This window comes from Citrobacter sp. Igbk 14, from assembly GCF_028069825.1.
GTDB lineage: Bacteria > Pseudomonadota > Gammaproteobacteria > Enterobacterales > Enterobacteriaceae > Citrobacter.
Map to the genome: position 1 here is coordinate 1 of NZ_JANEWM010000034.1, position 19,268 is coordinate 19,268.

The window sequence follows — 19,268 nt, forward strand, 5'->3', positions numbered from 1 at the left end:
CTTATTAAGTGGTAACGAAGTATTCATCATATAAATTGAATTAAAGCCCAGGCAGATACAACTTTTTTTAATTTTTTATCCGTTTTGTTGTGGTATTCGGCGGATGGTTATGTGATCGGTATCACAGGAAAAGGGAGGGGGGGAATACAAATAGTGGTCAAACAGGGCGGTTTAAAATGTTATTTGCATGATAATTATGATGTTTTTATGTAAATGAGTTGTGGTTTCTATTCCTCAGTTTTTCCCTTCTCCCGCCGGGCCTTGCTTTCCTGCTGGATTTCCTTTTTGCAAACGTAAAGTTATCTCAGTGAATGCCGATAATGTTGATAACTCGTTTTCAGGAAGGTGCCTTATGTTTAACCGTATCCGCGTTGTCACAATGCTGATGATGGTGCTGGGGGTTTTCGCACTGCTACAGCTTGTTTCCGGTGGTCTGTTGTTTTCTTCATTGCAGCAGAATCAGCAAAGTTTTGTTATTTCTAACGATCTACGACAGCAGCAAAGTGAACTCACCTCGACATGGGACCTGATGCTGCAAACACGCATCAATTTGAGTCGTTCCTCTGCGCGCATGATGATGGATGCGTCCAACCAACAGAGCAGCGCGAAGAACGATCTGCTTAAGAATGCGAAAACGTCGCTGGCGCAAGCCGAAAAGCATTACGCTAATTTCAAAAAAATCACGCCGTTGCCTGATATGACGGATGCCAGCGGCAACGTCGATGAAAAATATCAGCAGTACCATGCAGCCCTGGTGGAGCTCGTCCAGTTCCTTGAAAACGGCAACATGGATGCATATTTTGCACAACCAACTCAGGGCATGCAAAACGCCCTCGGTGAAGCGTTAGGTAAATATGCAGATGTTAGCGAGAAACTCTACCGACAGGCCTTCGATCAAAGCGCAAGCGATTACCATTTTGCCCAATGGCAACTCGGCATTCTGGCTGTCGTGCTGGTACTGATTCTGGTGGTGGTGTGGTATGGCATCCGTCATGCCTTGCTGAGCCCTTTGTCCCGCGTCATTGCGCATATCCGTGAAATTGCCAGCGGTAACTTAACCGCAACTCTGGCTGTAAGCGGCCGTAATGAAATTGGCGAACTGGCCAGCACGGTCGATCATATGCAGCGTTCGCTGACCGAAACAGTAACCCTGGTGCGCGAAGGTTCGGATGCGATTTATTCCGGTACCAGTGAAATTGCCAGCGGTAACACCGATCTTTCATCCCGTACCGAACAACAGGCTTCCGCGCTGGAAGAAACAGCAGCCAGCATGGAACAGTTGACGGCTACCGTGAAGCAAAATGCGGACAATGCGCGTCAGGCCTCTCAACTGGCGAAAAGCGCCTCCGACACCGCACAACATGGCGGCAAAGTGGTTGATAGCGTGGTGAATACCATGCACGAAATCGCCGATAGTTCGAAGAAAATTGCCGACATCATTAGCGTTATTGATGGCATTGCATTCCAGACAAACATTCTTGCGCTGAATGCGGCGGTAGAAGCTGCGCGTGCCGGTGAACAAGGCCGTGGTTTTGCCGTCGTTGCTGGTGAAGTGCGAAACCTGGCAAGCCGCAGTGCGCAGGCAGCAAAAGAGATTAAAGCGCTAATTGAAGATTCTGTATCGCGGGTTGATACCGGTTCTGTATTGGTAGAAAGCGCCGGGGAAACCATGCATGACATCGTTAATGCGGTCACGCGTGTGACCGACATCATGGGTGAAATCGCCTCAGCATCCGATGAACAAAGTCGAGGAATAGATCAGGTTGCGCTCGCTGTGTCTGAAATGGATCGGGTTACGCAACAGAACGCCTCACTGGTGCAGGAGTCGGCCGCTGCCGCTGCCGCACTCGAGGAGCAGGCCAGTCGCCTGACCCAGTCGGTATCGACATTCCGCCTCGCGACGCGTCCTGCATCATCAAAGACGCGGGAAACACGACTACCTGCAACATCGACTCCGGCGTCACAACCGCGCCAGCTCGCTACCGAACAAGATACGCATTGGGAAACATTTTGACTGACAGCTAAACCGCGGCCTGCGCCGCCTGATGGGAGCGTTGATGTTTAATCGTATTCGAATTTCGACCACGCTGTTTTTGATTTTAATCCTCTGTGGTGTTTTGCAGATTGGCAGTAATGGCTTGTCCTTCTGGGCATTTAGGGATGGTTTTCAGAACCTGAACCAGGTCGAACAGAGTAATCAGCAACGCACTGCGCTGGCGCAAACCCGCGCTGTGTTATTACAGGCCAGTACTGCTCTTAATAAAGCAGGAACGCTGACGGCTTTGAGCTATCCGCCAGAGGATATCAAAGCGCTGATGGTGATTGCACAGGACAGCCTGGCCCAGTCCGAATCGATGTTTAAACGCTTTATGGCGACAACAGAGACGGCAGAAGAGGGGAAGGCGCTGCAAAGCGCAACCGCGAAAAGTTTCAGTCAATGGCATAGCGATCTGGTTCACCAGGCAACCTGGCTGGAAAATAACCAGTTGTCGGATTTTTTGACCGCGCCGGTACAGGCTTCACAGGATGCCTTTGATGCAAACTTTACGGCGTGGCAGAACAACATCAACCTGGTATTGCAAAAAGCAGAGGACCACAGCCAGCGTAGTTACCATATGTCCGGGGTGATTTTCGCCACCATGCTGGTACTGGCGGCACTGTTAACGACTGCAGCGCTGTACTGGTCGCGAAAAATGATTGTACAGCCACTGGCTATCATCGGTAGCCATTTCGACAGCATTGCGGCCGGTAATTTGGCGCGACCGATAGCGGTATATGGCCGTAATGAGATTTCAGCTATTTTTGCCAGCCTGAAAGCGATGCAACAGGCACTGCGTGAGACGGTCAGTGAGGTACGCCAGGGGAGCTCGGCAATGCATACCGGGATCTCGGAAATCGCGATGGGTAATAACGATCTGTCCTCGCGAACTGAACAGCAGGCGGCATCGCTGGCGCAAACGGCAGCCAGTATGGAACAGCTTACCGCCACCGTGGGGCAAAATGCGGATAACGCGCGACAAGCTTCAGGCATTGCCAAAAGTGCGGCCGATACAGCGCATAAAGGAGGGGAACAGACGGCTAAGGTTGCCAGCACTATGCATGAGATTTCTGCCAGCTCGCAGAAGATAGGTGACATCACCAGTGTGATTGACAGCATTGCCTTCCAGACCAACATCCTGGCGTTAAACGCCGCGGTAGAAGCTGCCCGTGCCGGTGAACAGGGGCGCGGTTTCGCCGTGGTCGCCGGAGAGGTCCGCAATCTGGCAAGCCGTAGCGCGCAGGCCGCGAAAGAAATTAAAGGGCTGATTGAAGAGTCCGTCACCCGCGTTCATCAGGGATCGCAACTGGTGGATATGGCGGCGCGCACGATGACAGAGATTGTTAGCTCGGTTACCCGAGTTAACGACATCATGGGGGAGATTGCCTCGGCCTCCGATGAACAACGCAGAGGCATTGAGCAGGTGGCGCAAGCCGTCAGCCAGATGGATTCTGTCACACAGCAGAACGCCGGGCTGGTGGAAGAAGCGGCAGCCGCCACTGAGCAGTTAGCTACCCAGGCAGATAATCTTTCCGCCTGTGTCGCATTTTTTAAGCTTGAAGAGCAAACCGTAACACAACAAGAATTGGCGCAACCGCAGGTTGTGCCCGTTGTATCCTGAATGTGATTGAGAAGGCGCTATGACATCATCTCTGCCCTCCGGGCAAACGTCATTATTGTTACAGATGACACAGCGCCTCGCGCTGTCTGACGCGCATTTTCGTCGGATATGTCAATTAATCTACCAGCGCGCGGGGATCGTGCTGGCTGACCACAAGCGGGACATGGTCTATAACCGCCTGGTTCGCCGGTTGCGTACCCTGGGACTGGATGATTTTGGTCGCTATCTCAGCATGCTGGAAGCCAACCAGAACAGTGCTGAGTGGCAGGCTTTTATTAACTCCCTGACCACCAACCTGACCGCTTTTTTTCGCGAAGGGCATCACTTTCCGGTGCTGTCTGACCACGCCCGTCGACGCAGCGGTGAATATCGCGTCTGGAGCGCGGCAGCGTCTACCGGAGAAGAACCTTACAGTATTGCAATTACGTTGGCCGATACCCTGGGTATGGCACCGGGTCGCTGGCGTGTTTTTGCGAGCGACATTGATACTGAGGTGTTGGAAAAGGCAAGAAGCGGTATTTACCGCCTTGATGAGCTAAAAACGTTGTCGCCACAGCAACTGCAACGCTATTTCATGCGCGGTACCGGGCCTCATGAAGGGCTGGTACGCGTACGGCAAGAACTGGCAAGCCATGTTGAATTTTCCAGCGTGAATTTACTGGACAAAAAATACAACGTGCCAGGTCCGTTCGACGCCATATTCTGTCGTAACGTCATGATCTATTTTGACAAAACGACTCAGCAGGACATTTTGCACCGTTTTGTTCCACTCCTTAAACCTGACGGACTGCTGTTTGCCGGTCATTCAGAAAACTTTAGCAACCTCGTGCGCGAGTTTAGCCTGCGCGGGCAGACGGTGTATGCGCTAGGTAAGGATAAAGCATGAGTAAAATCAGGGTATTGTCGGTTGATGATTCTGCATTGATGCGTCAAATCATGACCGAGATTATTAACAGCCACAGCGATATGGAGATGGTTGCGACAGCGCCTGATCCTTTGGTTGCGCGGGATCTCATCAAAAAATTTAATCCCGACGTTCTGACGCTGGATGTTGAAATGCCGCGCATGGACGGCCTCGATTTTCTTGAAAAACTGATGCGTCTGCGTCCGATGCCCGTGGTGATGGTCTCTTCACTGACTGGCAAAGGTTCTGAGGTCACGCTGCGGGCCCTGGAACTGGGGGCGATTGACTTTGTTACCAAACCTCAACTGGGGATCCGCGAAGGAATGCTGGCGTATAGCGAGATGATTGCGGAGAAAATCCGCACTGCATCGCGCGCAAAACTGGCCGCCCACAAACCCACGGCAGCGCCAGCGACCTTGAAGGCGGGGCCGTTACTCAGTTCGGAAAAACTGCTGGTCATCGGCGCATCAACCGGAGGAACAGAGGCAATTCGTCATGTACTCCAGCCATTGCCGCTTTCAAGTCCCGGTATTCTTATTACCCAGCATATGCCGCCAGGATTTACCCGTTCGTTCGCCGAACGTCTGAACAAACTGTGTCAGATAACCGTGAAAGAGGCAGAAGACGGAGAGCGCGTGCTTCCAGGGCATGCGTATATCGCCCCTGGCGACAAGCATATGGAACTGGCGCGTAGCGGGGCGAACTACCAGATTAAAATTCATGATGGTCCGCCGGTTAACCGGCATCGGCCTTCAGTGGATGTGCTGTTTCATTCGGTGGCGAAACACGCGGGGCGCAATGCCGTCGGGGTGATCCTGACCGGTATGGGCAACGATGGGGCCGCCGGAATGTTAGCGATGAACCAGGCTGGTGCCTGGACCATTGCGCAAAACGAAGCAAGTTGTGTGGTGTTCGGCATGCCGCGCGAGGCCATCAATATGGGTGGCGTAAGCGAAGTGGTCGATCTTAGCCAGGTAAGCCAGCAAATGCTGGCGAAAATCAGTGCCGGACAGGCAATACGTATTTGAATCAGGAGTTTATTTTTATGGCGGATAAAGAGCTTAGGTTTTTGGTTGTGGATGACTTTTCCACCATGCGTCGCATTGTGCGTAACCTGCTGAAGGAACTGGGGTTCAACAACGTTGAAGAAGCTGAAGATGGTGTTGACGCGTTGAACAAACTGCAGGCAGGGGGATTCGGGTTTGTTATTTCCGACTGGAACATGCCTAACATGGACGGTCTTGAACTGCTGAAAACCATTCGTGCTGATGGCAGCATGTCTGCTCTGCCAGTGCTGATGGTGACGGCAGAAGCGAAGAAAGAAAACATTATCGCGGCAGCACAGGCGGGTGCCAGTGGTTATGTTGTAAAACCGTTCACCGCGGCGACGCTGGAAGAAAAACTCAATAAGATCTTTGAGAAACTGGGCATGTGAGGATGTGATGATGATGCAACCACAAATTAAACCTGTTGACGAACACTCAGCAGGGGACATCATTGCGCGCATCGGTAGTTTAACCCGAATGCTGCGCGACAGCCTGCGTGAACTGGGGCTGGATCAGGCCATTGCCGAAGCGGCGGAAGCCATTCCCGACGCGCGCGATCGCCTGGACTACGTTGTACAAATGACTGCACAGGCGGCAGAGCGCGCACTGAACAGCGTAGAAGCTTCACAGCCACACCAGGATGCCATGGAAAAAGGGGCAAAAGACCTGACCAAACGCTGGGATGAATGGTTCGAAAATCCGATTGAACTGTCAGATGCCCGTGAACTGGTCACTGATACCCGCCAGTTTCTTGGTGATGTCCCCGGTCATACCAGCTTTACCAATGCCCAATTGCTGGACATCATGATGGCGCAGGATTTCCAGGATCTTACCGGTCAGGTTATCAAGCGCATGATGGATGTTATCCAGGAGATTGAACGTCAACTGCTGATGGTGCTGCTGGAAAACATTCCGGAGCAGGGCGCCCGACCAAAACGCGAGAACGAAAGTTTGCTGAATGGTCCGCAGGTTGACACTTCAAAAGCCGGCGTAGTGGCAAGCCAGGATCAGGTTGACGACCTGCTGGATAGCCTCGGTTTCTGATGTGTATTTGCCGGATGCGGGAGGAAACTTCTCATCCGGCTTACATGTTATTCATCGGCAATTGGCGTTAAAGCCATAAATCCCGTCTTTTTTACCGCTTACTCTCCCCATTGTTGTATGGCTGTTCTGGCATCATTCACGCCTATATCTCTATCCAGGGTCTGATGCGTGGCAGAAGAAAGCGACGACGACAAAACAGAAGCCCCCACACCCCACCGACTTGAAAAAGCACGGGAAGAAGGGCAGATACCCCGATCCAAGGAGCTAACCTCACTGCTTATTTTGCTGGTGGGCGTGTGCATTATCTGGATTGGTGGGGAGTCGCTCGCCCGTAGGTTGGCAGGCATGCTGTCAACTGGATTACGCTTTGACCATAGTATGGTCAATGACCCTAACCTGATCCTGAGCCAAATCATTCTGTTGATTAAAGACGCCATGATTGCGTTGTTGCCGCTGATTACCGGGGTTGTGCTGGTGGCATTGATCTCCCCGGTGATGCTTGGCGGCTTGATCTTCAGTGGTAAATCGCTGCAACCCAAATTCTCAAAGCTGAATCCGTTACCGGGTATTAAGCGTATGTTCTCGGCGCAAACCGGGGCTGAGCTGCTTAAAGCCATATTGAAATCCACATTGGTGGGTAGCGTGGCGGGATTCTATCTCTGGCATAACTGGCCAGAGATGATGCGCCTGATGGCCGAATCCCCGATTACGGCGATGGGTAATGCGCTGGATTTAGTCGGTATGTGCGCATTGCTGGTGGTGCTTGGCGTCATTCCGATGGTGGGGTTTGACGTCTTTTTCCAGATTTATAGCCACGTAAAAAAACTGCGGATGTCGCGTCAGGATATCCGTGACGAATTTAAACAAAGCGAAGGTGATCCGCACGTTAAGGGCAAAATTCGCCAGATGCAGCGTGCGGCCGCACAGCGCCGCATGATGGCAGATGTGCCGAAGGCGGATGTTATTGTGACCAACCCTACGCACTATTCGGTTGCCTTGCAGTACGACGAAAACAAAATGAGCGCGCCAAAAGTTGTGGCTAAAGGGGCCGGACTGGTGGCATTGCGTATTCGAGAGATTGGCGCGGAGCACCGTGTCCCAACGTTAGAAGCTCCGCCTCTGGCTCGTGCGTTATATCGCCATGCTGAGATCGGTCAGCAAATACCTGGCCAATTGTATGCCGCCGTTGCCGAAGTGTTGGCATGGGTATGGCAGCTAAAACGCTGGCGTCTGGCTGGCGGCACGCCGCCACCACAACCTGGAAACCTTCCGGTGCCTGAAGCACTGGATTTTATGAACGAGAAGAATACTGATGGCTAATCTGGTCGCGATGCTGCGTCTGCCCGGCAACCTGAAATCCACGCAATGGCAAATTCTTGCCGGGCCGATCCTCATTCTGCTGATCCTGTCGATGATGGTGCTGCCGCTTCCGGCCTTCATCCTCGATTTACTGTTCACCTTTAACATTGCACTGTCGATCATGGTGCTGTTGGTGGCGATGTTCACCCAGCGCACGCTTGAATTCGCCGCATTCCCAACGATTCTGCTGTTCACCACCTTGTTGCGCCTGGCACTGAACGTCGCGTCTACGCGTATCATATTGATGGAAGGACATACAGGTGCAGCGGCGGCAGGTAAGGTGGTGGAAGCCTTTGGTCACTTCCTGGTCGGCGGTAACTTTGCCATCGGTATCGTGGTCTTCGTCATTCTCGTCATCATCAACTTTATGGTTATCACCAAAGGTGCGGGACGTATCGCTGAAGTGGGTGCGCGCTTCGTGCTGGACGGGATGCCGGGTAAACAGATGGCGATTGACGCCGATCTGAATGCGGGATTGATTGGTGAAGATGAGGCCAAAAAACGCCGTTCTGAAGTGACACAGGAAGCCGATTTTTACGGCTCCATGGACGGTGCGAGTAAATTTGTTCGTGGGGATGCCATCGCCGGTATTCTGATCATGGTCATCAACGTGGTGGGCGGCTTGCTGGTTGGGGTGTTGCAGCACGGTATGAGCATGGGCAGCGCGGCAGAAAGCTATACCCTGCTGACCATCGGTGACGGGCTGGTAGCACAGATCCCTGCGCTGGTTATCTCAACGGCGGCGGGGGTTATCGTAACCCGCGTGAGTACCGATCAGGACGTGGGTGAACAGATGGTTACCCAGTTGTTCAGCAACCCAAGCGTCATGCTGCTTAGTGCGGCGGTCCTCGGTTTACTGGGACTGGTACCGGGAATGCCAAACCTGGTGTTTCTGATGTTTACCGCGGCATTACTGGGGCTTGCCTGGTGGATGCGCGGACGCGAGCAAAAAGCACCAGAAGAAGCTCAGCCGGTGAAAATGCCGGAAAACAACTCGGTGGTAGAAGCGACGTGGAGTGATGTACAGCTGGAAGACACGCTGGGAATGGAGGTTGGGTATCGTCTGATTCCGATGGTGGACTTCCAACAGGACGGCGAATTGCTGGGGCGTATTCGCAGCATTCGTAAGAAATTTGCCCAGGATATGGGGTTCCTGCCGCCAGTGGTACACATTCGCGACAATATGGATCTGCAACCTGCCCGCTATCGTATTCTGATGAAAGGGGTTGAGATTGGTAGTGGTGATGCTTACCCTGGGCGCTGGCTGGCTATCAACCCGGGTACCGCGGCCGGATCGCTGCCAGGGGAGAAAACGGTTGATCCTGCCTTTGGACTGGATGCTATTTGGATTGAAAGTGCGCTAAAAGAGCAGGCGCAAATTCAGGGCTTCACCGTTGTTGAAGCCAGTACAGTGGTTGCCACACACCTGAACCATCTGATTGGCCAGTTTGCCGCAGAGCTATTTGGTCGCCAGGAGGCGCAACAGCTGTTGGATCGTGTTTCACAAGAGATGCCAAAACTGACAGAAGATCTGGTGCCGGGTGTGGTCACACTGACCACACTGCACAAAGTGCTGCAGAACCTGTTGGATGAAAAAGTCCCTATTCGTGATATGCGCACCATTCTTGAAACGTTGGCGGAACATGCCCCGTTACAGAATGATCCGCATGAACTTACCGCAGTGGTTCGTGTGGCGCTTGGACGGGCGATTACTCAACAGTGGTTCCCGGGTAACGAGGAAGTTCAGGTTATCGGACTCGATACACCGCTTGAGCGCCTGTTGTTACAAGCGTTACAGGGCGGTGGGGGCCTTGAACCTGGTCTGGCAGATCGGTTGCTGGCACAGACGCAAGAAGCACTGTCTCGTCAGGAAATGTTGGGTGCGCCGCCAGTATTGCTGGTGAATCATGCGCTGCGACCTCTCCTTGCGCGTTTTTTACGTCGCAGTATTCCGCAGTTGGTGGTGTTGTCGAATATGGAGCTTTCCGATAACCGTCATATCCGTATGACCGCGACCATTGGAGGTAAATAATGGGTAAATTTCTTTGGCTGTTGTTTTTCCCGCTGGCTGTACAGGCTGCCGGGGAAGGGACATGGCAGGCAAGCGGTATGGGGATTACCTTAAATTATCGTGGGGAGTCGGCTTCATCTTCGCCTTTGGTTCCCAGCCAGCCCGTTTCAGGCCTGATGACGCTGGTCGCCTGGCGCTATGAATTAAATGGGCCTACGCCTGCGGGATTACGTGTGCGCTTATGCTCTCAGTCCCGTTGTGTCGAACTGGATGGGCAAAGCGGGACCACTAATGGCTTTAATAGTGTCCCTGCGATTGAACCCATGCACTTCGTCTGGGAAGTGCCTGGTGGCGGTCGCCTGATCCCTGCCTTGCAGGTTCAGAGCAATCAGGTGATTGTGAACTACCGTTAATTCCCTTCATTACGTCGGCCAGCAGGCGAAACTGCTGGCCACCTCGCAGTTCTGATCGACCACCCCGATTAAAAAGAAACGCTGTTTTATAAAATTAGTGACCTGTGTTGTCGGACTCTTTGTGCTATTGCCATTTCGCAAAAATCCCTGGCAGAAACAAAAAGGTTTCCCCTGCGGTTAGCTTTTACTGTGGCCCGGTAATGATGCCCAATGTTTACACATCACTTTAGGGTAACAACACACAGGGTTACCTGAATCGTAATAAACCTGCCGCGCCGAAACTGGAACAGGGCGCAGCATTGAATTCGACACTGACAGAGGTTAAGGAAATGATTGTTTACCCGGTTAAACACAGTCCATTGTTGCGTCAACCAGAACATTTTATATCCAGGGATGAATTAAAAACGCTCATTAAAAAGGTGACGCATAACCTGGTCAATATTCATGATGAAACGGGCGAGTTCTTGCTGCGACTGGATGACGGACGTGTTATTGATACCAAAGGCTGGGCCGGATGGGAGTGGACTCACGGCGTCGGCCTGTACGGAATGTATCAGTATTATCAGCAAACCGGTGATGAGATGATGCGCGACATTATCGATAGCTGGTTTGCCGAACGCTTTGCGGAAGGGGCGACGACCAAAAACGTCAACACGATGGCCCCGTTTTTAACACTGGCATATCGCTATGAAGAAACGCGTAATCCGGCGTATCTGCCCTGGCTTGACGCATGGGCAGAGTGGGCCATGCATCAGATGCCCCGTACTGAGTTTGGCGGTATGCAACACATCACGCTGGCAGAAGAAAACCATCAACAGATGTGGGATGACACACTGATGATGACGGTGCTGCCGCTGGCGAAAATTGGCAGGTTGCTCAATCGTCCTGAGTATATCGAAGAGGCCACGTATCAGTTTCTGCTGCATGTACAAAATCTGATGGATAAGGAAACGGGGCTGTGGTTCCACGGCTGGAGCTATGTGGGGCGGCATAACTTCGCGAACGCCCGTTGGGCGCGAGGTAATAGTTGGCTTACGATTGTGATCCCGGACTTCCTTGAACTTATCGATTTGCCGCCAAACAGCGCCATTCACCGTTATCTGGTGCAGGTTCTCAATGCGCAAATTGCAGCCCTGGCGGAATGTCAGGATGAGAGCGGATTGTGGCACACCTTACTGGATGATCCTCAGTCATATCTGGAAGCATCTGCAACGGCTGGATTCGCTTACGGTATTCTCAAAGCGGTGCGTAAACGCTATGTCGGTCAGGAATATGCGGGGGTGGCGGAGAAAGCTATCAGAGGTATTGTGCAACACATTTCCCCGGAAGGGGAGTTGCTACAAACCTCGTTTGGCACCGGCATGGGGCACAATCTCGATTTCTACCACAACATCCCACTCACCTCTATGCCTTACGGACAGGCCATGGCCATGCTGTGCCTCACCGAATACTTGCGTAAGTACTATTAATTGTGTCGTCCGCTGATGCCGTGTTGACTGGGTCAGGTTGTTCTGCGGCATCGGGTTGACCGGTGTTGTCCTGCGGCGCAAACAGATGATCCATGATTTGGCGCATGACCGGCGCGGCGGTAACCCCGTCGCTGCCGCCGTTTTCCAGAATCAATGCGATGGCGACTTTTGGATTCTTATACGGCGCAAATGCGGTATAGAACACGTGGTCGCGCAGTCGTATGGGGATCATCTTCGCATTGTAAGTCTGGTTTTCTTTCAGGCTAAAGACTTGTGATGTTCCGCTTTTGGCCGCGATGCCATAAGGTGCCGTATGGAAAAACTTATAACCAGTACCGTTTGGGGCATTCGCCATGCCGAACATGGCCTGGCGTACCAGACTCCAGTACGGTGATGAGGCTGAGGCTATTTGCGCGGGTGCCTCCGGTGCCTGATAGGGTGTGATTGTTTTGCCGCTTTCTTCATCCTGTAGCAGGTGAGGGGCAATAACTTTCCCGTTGTTAATCAGTGCGACCATCGCTTTTACCATCTGAATTGGCGTGGCAATCCAGTAGCCCTGGCCGATACCGACCGAAATGGTGTCTCCCTGGTACCAGGCTTTTTTATGCACCCGTTGTTTCCAGTCGCGGCTTGGCAGCAGACCGTTGTACTCTTCATCAAGATCGATACCGGTAGGTTTGCCGTAGCCAAACTGGCTAAGCATGCTGTTAATACGGTCGATCCCCATCATGTACGCCACCTGATAGAAGAACGTATCCGCTGATTCTTCAATCGCTTTGGTCACATCCAGCATGCCGTGTCCTGTTTTTTTCCAGTCGCGGTAATGCCGTTCGGTGCCGGGGAGTGTCCATGTCGGGGCGCCAAAGAAGCTGGTTTGTGGTGTGATCACGCCGTTTAATAAGGCTGACATCGCCATGTACGGTTTTACCGTTGAGGCGGGAGGATATAACCCTTGGGTGACACGGTTAATTAATGGCAGGTCTTTATCCTGCAACAGCGTGTTGTAATCCTGGTAGCTGATGCCTTTTACAAACGGGTTTGGATCGTAGCTGGGGTTTGAGACCATTGCCAGCACGGAACCATCATGGGGATCTTCCACCAGCACCGCGGCGCGTTGTCCCACCAGCAGGCTTTCAATGTATTCCTGTAAGTGTAAATCCAGCGTCAGATGGATATCTTTTCCGGCGACAGGGGGGACGTCTTTAATCAAACGTACAATACGCCCGTGATTATCAACTTCCACTTCCTGATAACCCGTTTTGCCGTGCAGGTCATTCTCGTAGTAGTGCTCAATGCCCTGCTTACCGATGTTGTGGTCGGCGGCGTAGTTCTCTGCCAGCCCTTTTTTATCCAGTGCTTTCAGATCGCTATCGTTGATTTTTGATACGTAGCCAAGTACATGTGCCAGCTCCGCCCCATAAGGATACTGGCGATCTTCGTAGCTATTGATGGTCACGCCGCTGAAATGGAACTGGTTCACAGAGAAACGGGCAATTTCTACATCGGTCAGCGCATTTTTAAGTACTACCGGGCGATAGCGACTGCTGGCCTTCAGTTCATGGCGAAACTGGTCAATATCATCTGGCGTGAGGTCAACAATCGGCGTGAGTTGCTTCAGCAGGGCGTCCATATCGCTGATTTTATACGGCGTAACAGAAATGTCGTACCAGGTGACATTTCGTACCAGCGGAATGCCGTTGCGATCGTAAATGATACCGCGCGTTGGGGCGACGGGCAGCATTTTGATGTCGTTTGCATCCGAACGGGTGGTGTAATACTGGTGTTGACGGATTTGTAAGTTATAGAGGTTATAAATCAGGATGCCAAAACAGATGACGACCAGGCCAAAGGCCACCATTACACGCCGCTGGAAAAGTCTTTCTTCCGCCTCAAAATCTCTGAATGTCATTGACCCGTACCCGATTAATTCGCCGCCTAATGATACGGAGGCGTAAATGGGATGACAGGCAAAAAATGTTCCATCCCTCAACGGAAATGTGTCATTCCTTGTGAGTTGTTACAAATTGATGCTATCAGTAGGCCGGATTAGGCGTTTACGCCGCCATCCGGCAAGGTATGGCTGACCGCCTGATGATGCTTTACTTATCACGCCTGTGAGGGCAGGTAAGATCATAATAAAAAAGCCCGCGACATAGCGCGGGCTTTCACATCACTCGAGGCGATTACATGCGTTCTACGGTTTCGATACCCAGCGTATCCAGACCCAGTTTCAGCGTTTTCGCCGTCAGTTGCGCCAGTTTCAGACGGCTGTTACGAATCTCTTCATTTTCAGCGCTGAGGATAGGGCAGTGTTCGTAGAAGCCAGAGAACAGGCCTGCAACGTCGTACAGATAAGCGCACATTACGTGCGGCGTCCCTTCACGTGCGACAACGGTCAGCGTCTCTTCGAACTGCAGCAGGCGCGCGGCCAACTGAGCTTCGCGATCTTCACTGATAATAACCTGTGCGCTGGCCAGCGCGTTTTCGTCGATATCCGCTTTACGGAACACGGAAAGTACGCGCGTGTAGGCATACTGCATATACGGTGCTGTATTGCCTTCGAAGGCCAGCATGTTGTCCCAGTCGAAGATATAGTCGGTGGTACGGTTTTTCGACAGATCCGCATATTTCACCGCACCGATACCGACGGCATTCGCCAGTTTTTCCAGCTCATCAGCGGGCATATCCGGGTTCTTCTCGGCCACCAGACGACGCGCACGTTCCAGTGCTTCATCCAGCAGGTCGGCCAGTTTTACGGTACCGCCAGCGCGAGTTTTGAACGGCTTACCGTCTTTACCCAGCATCATGCCGAACATATGGTGTTCCAGCGGTACGGAGTCCGGCACGTAACCGGCTTTACGCACGATAGTCCACGCCTGCATTAAATGCTGATGCTGACGGGAGTCGATGTAATAGAGGACGCGGTCGGCGTGCAGCGTTTCGTAACGATACTTCGCACAGGCGATATCGGTCGTGGTGTAGAGATAGCCGCCATCTTTCTTCTGAATGATGACGCCCATCGGTTCACCTTCCTTGTTTTTATACTCATCAAGGAATACAACGGTAGCGCCTTCGCTCTCAACAGCCAGACCTTTGGCTTTCAGGTCAGCAACAATGCCCGGTAGCATCGGGTTGTACAGGCTTTCGCCCATCACGTCGTCACGGGTCAGGGTGACGTTCAGACGGTCATAGGTTAACTGGTTCTGCGACATAGTGATGTCGACGAGCTTGCGCCACATCTCGCGGAAATATTCATCCCCGCCCTGCAGTTTCACCACATAGCTACGAGCACGCTCGGCGAAGGCTTCATCTTCGTCGTAGTGTTTCTTCGCATCGCGGTAGAAACCTTCCAGGTCTGCCAGCGCCATTTCTCCGGCATTTTCCTGCTGCTGTTTTTCCAGCCATGCGATCAGCATGCCGAACTGGGTGCCCCAGTCGCCGACGTGGTTGGCGCGAATAACGTTATGGCCGAGAAACTCCAGCGTACGCACCGCGGCGTCACCGATGATGGTGGAACGCAGGTGGCCCACGTGCATCTCTTTCGCCACGTTAGGTGCGGAGTAGTCAACAACAACCGTTTGTTTTGCCGGTTGAGTGACGCCCAGGCGATCGGAAGTCAGCGCCTGCTGAACATGCTGCGCGAGGAATGCCGGATCGAGAAAAATGTTGATAAAGCCTGGGCCTGCAATTTCAACTTTGCTGGCAATCCCGCTGAGATCCAGATGAGTCAGCACCTGCTCTGCCAGTTGTCGCGGCGCCATACCCAGTTTTTTAGCAACTGCCATCATGCCGTTGGCCTGATAGTCGCCGAACTGTACTTTTGCTGACTGACGAACCTGCGGTTCGCAATCTGCAGGTGCACCTGCAGCAATCATGGCCTGACTAACTTTTTCTGAGAGAAGAGCCTGAATATTCACCGGAATACCTTACATTTATGAAGCGGGATAAAATTCACCGCACCAGTTTAAGAATTTAGGGCGGGAGTATACTGCAAATGCCCGTTGCCGTCAGCACTCGTCGGCATTGCGAGTACCGCCGACTGCCTGAAACGCAAACACGGTAACCCGGTGGGATTCATCATCCCATGCCCGACAAAATCAGCAGTTGGATGGGGCTGCGCAACAGAGTAAATTAGCGGCTTTGAACATGGATATGGGCTTTTACTATGGCGAACTGGCAAACAGTTGAAGAACTGCATGATATTTCCGCAGATTTACCGCATTTCATTCAGGCATTAACGGAACTTTCCACCCGCCTGGGCCTGGATATTTCATCGCTGGACGCCGATCATATCTCTTTGCGCTGTCATCAAAATACCACCGCAGAACGCTGGCGTCGGGGGGTTGAACAGTGTGGTACGCTGCTATCGGAAAATATCATTAATGGCAGACCGATTTGCCTGTTCAAACTGGATGAGCCGGTTTGTGTCGCGCACTGGCAGTTTTCGGTGGTTGAGTTGCCATGGCCGGGTGAAAAACGTTACCCGCATGAGGGGTGGGAGCATATCGAAATCGTTCTGCCCGGTGCGCCAGAAACACTGAACGCGCGTGCGCTGGCGCTGCTTTCTGATGAAGGATTGAGTCAGCCGGGGATTTTCGTGAAAACCAGCTCGCCAAAAGGAGAGCGTGAGCGTTTACCGAATCCGACACTGGCGGTGAGTGATGGCAGCGTCACCCTCAAATTTCATCCGTGGTCAATTGAAGCGATTGTCGCAAGCGAGCAACAGGAGTGAGTGATGGCATTACTGGAAATCTGCTGTTACAGCATGGAGTGCGCACGCACCGCGCAGCTTCAGGGTGCTGACCGTATTGAACTGTGCTCGGCGCCCAAAGAAGGGGGATTGACGCCGTCGCTGGGGGTGTTGCGCGCTGTACGCCAGCATGTCTCTATTCCTGTTAATCCGATTATCCGCCCGCGTGGGGGCGATTTTTGTTACACCGACGGTGAATTTGCCGCGATGCTTGATGATATCGCGATGGTCAGAGATTTAGGTTTTTCAGGGCTGGTGACCGGCGTTCTCGATGTGGACGGAAATGTCGATATGCCACGCATGGAAAAAATAATGGTTGCTGCGGGCCCGCTAAATGTGACGTTTCATCGGGCCTTCGATATGTGCGCCAACCCATTAAATGCGCTGAATAAATTGTCCGATTTGGGTGTCGCCAGAGTGCTGACTTCCGGGCAAAAATCAGATGCAGCGCAAGGTTTAACAAAAATAATGGAACTTATTGCGCAGGTGGATGCTCCAATCATTATGGCCGGAGCGGGGGTTCGCGCCGCGAATTTATCCCTGTTCCTCAACGCTGGAGTGCAGGAAGTCCACAGTTCTGCCGGAGTATGGCTGGCTTCACCCATGCGGTATCGCAATTCGGGGTTGTCGATGTCTTCGGATACGCAGGCGGATGAATATTCCCGCTATGCGGTAGACGGGGCGGCGGTTGCTGAAATGAAGGCAATCATTGCGCACCACCAGGCCAGCTGATTTTTACCGTTGCATCATGTCGCCCAATATGATGCTTGCTCGTACCAGGCCCCTGCCAATTCAACAGGGGCCTTTTTTTATCCTTCTATGCCTGATGGCGGCGATGCCTTATCAGGCCTACGATATTTGTAGGCCCGGTAAGCGTAGCGCCACCGGGCAATCCATCACGGTTTACGTGCAATCAATACCGCACGTAATGGGGCAGGGTAACCTTCCAGTGTTTTACTGCTGTCATTCGGGTCGAGGAAATCGGCCAGTGACTCGGTTATCATCCATTCGGTGCGACGCTGCTCTTCTGTGGTAGTGACACAGACGTCGGCGATACGGACATCCACAAATCCACATTTTTCCAGCCAGTTTTTCAGCGCCAGCGCGGATGGAATAAAGTAGACGTTACGCATTTGCGCGTAGCGGTCACCTGGTACCAGAACGGTATTCTCATCACCTTCGACCACCAGTGTTTCCAGCACCAGTTCTCCGTCTTTTACCAGTTGATCTTTCAACTGCCAGAGATGTTCCAGTGGAGAGCGGCGGTGATAAAGCACGCCCATAGAGAATACGGTATCAAACGCGTTCAGTGCCGGAAGCTGTTCGATACCCAGCGGCAGCAGGTGAGCGCGTTGATCGTTACCCAGCAATTTACGTACTGCTTCAAACTGACACAGGAACAGCTGCGTAGGATCGATACCGACAGCCAGATGAGCCCCTGCGCCAATCATGCGCCACATGTGATAGCCACTACCGCAGCCCACGTCGAGAATGGTTCGCCCGGTCAGATCGGATAAATGCGGCAGAACGCGATCCCACTTCCAGTCGGAACGCCATTCGGTATCAATATTGACACCGTACAGCGAATATGGGCCTTTGCGCCACGGCATGAGATGTCGCATCAGCGTATCAATCCGTTTGATCTGCCCTTCGCTGAGCGGCTCTTCGCTTTCGGCAGTCACGCTATGCAGTAAATCCAGACGATGCGGCGTCAGTTCCGGCAGAAACTCCACGGCATTCGACCACTGCTTAAACAACCCATGTTGATCGCGCTGCCAGGCGGCGATTTGTGCCGGGAGCGTTTCCAGCCAATGGGAAAGATGGTTTTTGGCAATCAGCTGATAAAAGTTACCAAAGTCTGTCATGCAGGAACCTCAGATTTCAACGCGACCAGCGACCCAAAGTTGAAGCACTGGAACCACAGTTCGCTGTGCTCAAAACCTGCCTGATGCAGACGTGCTTTGTGCGTTTCAACAGAGTCAGTTAGCATCACGTTTTCCAGCATGCTGCGCTTCTGGCTGATTTCCAGTTCGCTGTAGCCATTGGCGCGTTTGAAGTCGTGGTGCATGTTGAACAGCAGTTCGCCAACTTTGGCATCTTCGAAGCTGAACTTCTCGGATAGCACCAGCGCACCGCCGGGGTTCAACCCCTGATAAATCTTATCCAACAATGCCTGGCGCTCAGGTGGCTCAAGGAATTGCAGGGTAAAATTCAGCACCACCATCGAGGCGTTTTCGATAGTGATGTTGCGAATATCGCCTTCGACCACGTCAACAGGCGTAGGGGCTTTATAGGCATCGATATGACGACGACAGCGTTCAACCATCGCCGGCGAGTTATCAACGGCGATAATTTTGCAATTCTCATGATGGATATTGCGACGCACCGAGAGCGTCGCTGCGCCCAAAGAGCAGCCCAGATCGTAGACCTGCGTGTTGGGTTGCACGAAACGTTCGGCCAGCATGCCAATCATAGAAATGATATTGGAATAGCCGGGAACGGAACGCTGGATCATATCCGGGAAGACTTCAGCTACCCGTTCATCAAAGGTCCAGTCACCCAGACTGGCGATAGGCGCAGAAAAAAGCGTGTCGCGGTGAGACATAACGTAAA

The 19,268-nt window shown here is 52.6% G+C and carries 16 protein-coding genes; 12 read left to right on the top strand and 4 right to left on the bottom strand.

The features are described from left to right. Positions 1-352 precede the first annotated feature (352 nt). The 10 genes from tar (at position 353) to bglB (ending at position 11,905) form a co-directional block, all read left to right on the top strand. Positions 353-2,014, top strand: a complete 1,662-nt coding sequence (tar, locus tag NNN64_RS14200) for a methyl-accepting chemotaxis protein II (protein WP_271441775.1) — start codon at positions 353-355, stop codon at positions 2,012-2,014. Positions 2,015-2,057: 43 nt separating this feature from the next. Next, positions 2,058-3,659 carry a methyl-accepting chemotaxis protein IV gene (gene tap, locus NNN64_RS14205; RefSeq protein ID WP_271441776.1) on the top strand — a complete coding sequence of 534 codons (1,602 nt, stop codon included), beginning with the start codon at positions 2,058-2,060 and terminating at the stop codon, positions 3,657-3,659. 19 nt (positions 3,660-3,678) lie between these two features. After that, a complete protein-coding gene (gene cheR, locus NNN64_RS14210; RefSeq protein WP_271441777.1) occupies positions 3,679-4,545 on the top strand; it encodes a protein-glutamate O-methyltransferase CheR in 867 nt (288 codons plus the stop codon). Further along, positions 4,542-5,591 (top strand): protein-glutamate methylesterase/protein-glutamine glutaminase, encoded by a 1,050-nt coding sequence (locus NNN64_RS14215; protein ID WP_005127683.1) that lies wholly within the window; start codon positions 4,542-4,544, stop codon positions 5,589-5,591. The genes cheR and NNN64_RS14215 overlap by 4 nt, the downstream gene beginning before the upstream one ends. 17 nt (positions 5,592-5,608) lie before the next feature. Then, positions 5,609-5,998, top strand: a complete 390-nt coding sequence (cheY, locus tag NNN64_RS14220; RefSeq protein WP_005127682.1) for a chemotaxis response regulator CheY — start codon at positions 5,609-5,611, stop codon at positions 5,996-5,998. A gap of 10 nt (positions 5,999-6,008) precedes the next feature. Next, positions 6,009-6,653, top strand: a complete 645-nt coding sequence (cheZ, locus tag NNN64_RS14225) for a protein phosphatase CheZ (RefSeq protein WP_040232409.1) — start codon at positions 6,009-6,011, stop codon at positions 6,651-6,653. Positions 6,654-6,821: 168 nt separating this feature from the next. Beyond that, positions 6,822-7,973 carry a flagellar biosynthesis protein FlhB gene (flhB, locus tag NNN64_RS14230; RefSeq protein ID WP_271441778.1) on the top strand — a complete coding sequence of 384 codons (1,152 nt, stop codon included), beginning with the start codon at positions 6,822-6,824 and terminating at the stop codon, positions 7,971-7,973. Continuing rightward, the gene (gene flhA / locus NNN64_RS14235) at positions 7,966-10,044 is read left to right on the top strand and encodes a flagellar biosynthesis protein FlhA (RefSeq protein ID WP_048211356.1); all 2,079 of its coding nucleotides are present in this window, start codon (positions 7,966-7,968) and stop codon (positions 10,042-10,044) included. Before flhB ends, flhA begins: the two co-directional genes overlap by 8 nt. After that, entirely contained in the window at positions 10,044-10,436 is a 393-nt protein-coding gene (gene flhE, locus NNN64_RS14240; protein ID WP_271441779.1) for a flagellar protein FlhE, read from the top strand. Before flhA ends, flhE begins: the two co-directional genes overlap by 1 nt. A 329-nt stretch (positions 10,437-10,765) precedes the next feature. Beyond that, positions 10,766-11,905 (top strand): beta-galactosidase BglB, encoded by a 1,140-nt coding sequence (gene bglB, locus NNN64_RS14245; protein ID WP_271441800.1) that lies wholly within the window; start codon positions 10,766-10,768, stop codon positions 11,903-11,905. On the opposite strand, the gene mrdA is transcribed toward bglB, so the two are convergent. Together mrdA and argS are read right to left on the bottom strand one after the other, a co-directional pair. Further along, a complete protein-coding gene (mrdA, locus tag NNN64_RS14250; protein WP_271441780.1) occupies positions 11,877-13,814 on the bottom strand; it encodes a penicillin-binding protein 2 in 1,938 nt (645 codons plus the stop codon). The two genes, bglB and mrdA, sit on opposite strands and share 29 nt — an antisense overlap. Positions 13,815-14,088: 274 nt before the next feature. Further along, the gene (gene argS / locus NNN64_RS14255; protein WP_271441781.1) at positions 14,089-15,822 is read right to left on the bottom strand and encodes an arginine--tRNA ligase; all 1,734 of its coding nucleotides are present in this window, start codon (positions 15,820-15,822) and stop codon (positions 14,089-14,091) included. A 248-nt stretch (positions 15,823-16,070) separates the two neighbouring features. On the opposite strand from argS, the gene NNN64_RS14260 reads away from it, so the two are divergent. Together NNN64_RS14260 and cutC are read left to right on the top strand one after the other, a co-directional pair. After that, entirely contained in the window at positions 16,071-16,637 is a 567-nt protein-coding gene (locus tag NNN64_RS14260; RefSeq protein ID WP_271441782.1) for a VOC family protein, read from the top strand. Between the two features lie 3 nt (positions 16,638-16,640). Further along, positions 16,641-17,387: a copper homeostasis protein CutC gene (gene cutC / locus NNN64_RS14265; RefSeq protein ID WP_271441783.1), complete on the top strand. Its 747-nt coding sequence runs from the start codon at positions 16,641-16,643 to the stop codon at positions 17,385-17,387. 164 nt (positions 17,388-17,551) lie between these two features. Here the strand turns inward: cutC and cmoB are convergent, their stop codons facing one another. Next, a complete protein-coding gene (gene cmoB, locus NNN64_RS14270; RefSeq protein WP_271441784.1) occupies positions 17,552-18,520 on the bottom strand; it encodes a tRNA 5-methoxyuridine(34)/uridine 5-oxyacetic acid(34) synthase CmoB in 969 nt (322 codons plus the stop codon). After that, positions 18,517-19,260 (bottom strand): carboxy-S-adenosyl-L-methionine synthase CmoA, encoded by a 744-nt coding sequence (cmoA, locus tag NNN64_RS14275; protein WP_271441785.1) that lies wholly within the window; start codon positions 19,258-19,260, stop codon positions 18,517-18,519. The genes cmoB and cmoA overlap by 4 nt, the downstream gene beginning before the upstream one ends. Between the last annotated feature and the right edge of the window lie 8 nt (positions 19,261-19,268).

Coding starts and splice junctions, on each gene's coding strand:
- tar (WP_271441775.1), top strand. CDS start 353: ATGTTTAACCGTATCCGCGTTGTCACAATGCTGATGATGGTGCTGGGG.
- tap (WP_271441776.1), top strand. CDS start 2,058: ATGTTTAATCGTATTCGAATTTCGACCACGCTGTTTTTGATTTTAATC.
- cheR (WP_271441777.1), top strand. CDS start 3,679: ATGACATCATCTCTGCCCTCCGGGCAAACGTCATTATTGTTACAGATG.
- NNN64_RS14215 (WP_005127683.1), top strand. CDS start 4,542: ATGAGTAAAATCAGGGTATTGTCGGTTGATGATTCTGCATTGATGCGT.
- cheY (WP_005127682.1), top strand. CDS start 5,609: ATGGCGGATAAAGAGCTTAGGTTTTTGGTTGTGGATGACTTTTCCACC.
- cheZ (WP_040232409.1), top strand. CDS start 6,009: ATGATGCAACCACAAATTAAACCTGTTGACGAACACTCAGCAGGGGAC.
- flhA (WP_048211356.1), top strand. CDS start 7,966: ATGGCTAATCTGGTCGCGATGCTGCGTCTGCCCGGCAACCTGAAATCC.
- flhE (WP_271441779.1), top strand. CDS start 10,044: ATGGGTAAATTTCTTTGGCTGTTGTTTTTCCCGCTGGCTGTACAGGCT.
- bglB (WP_271441800.1), top strand. CDS start 10,766: ATGATTGTTTACCCGGTTAAACACAGTCCATTGTTGCGTCAACCAGAA.
- mrdA (WP_271441780.1), bottom strand. CDS start 13,814: ATGACATTCAGAGATTTTGAGGCGGAAGAAAGACTTTTCCAGCGGCGT.
- NNN64_RS14260 (WP_271441782.1), top strand. CDS start 16,071: ATGGCGAACTGGCAAACAGTTGAAGAACTGCATGATATTTCCGCAGAT.
- cutC (WP_271441783.1), top strand. CDS start 16,641: ATGGCATTACTGGAAATCTGCTGTTACAGCATGGAGTGCGCACGCACC.
- cmoB (WP_271441784.1), bottom strand. CDS start 18,520: ATGACAGACTTTGGTAACTTTTATCAGCTGATTGCCAAAAACCATCTT.
- cmoA (WP_271441785.1), bottom strand. CDS start 19,260: ATGTCTCACCGCGACACGCTTTTTTCTGCGCCTATCGCCAGTCTGGGT.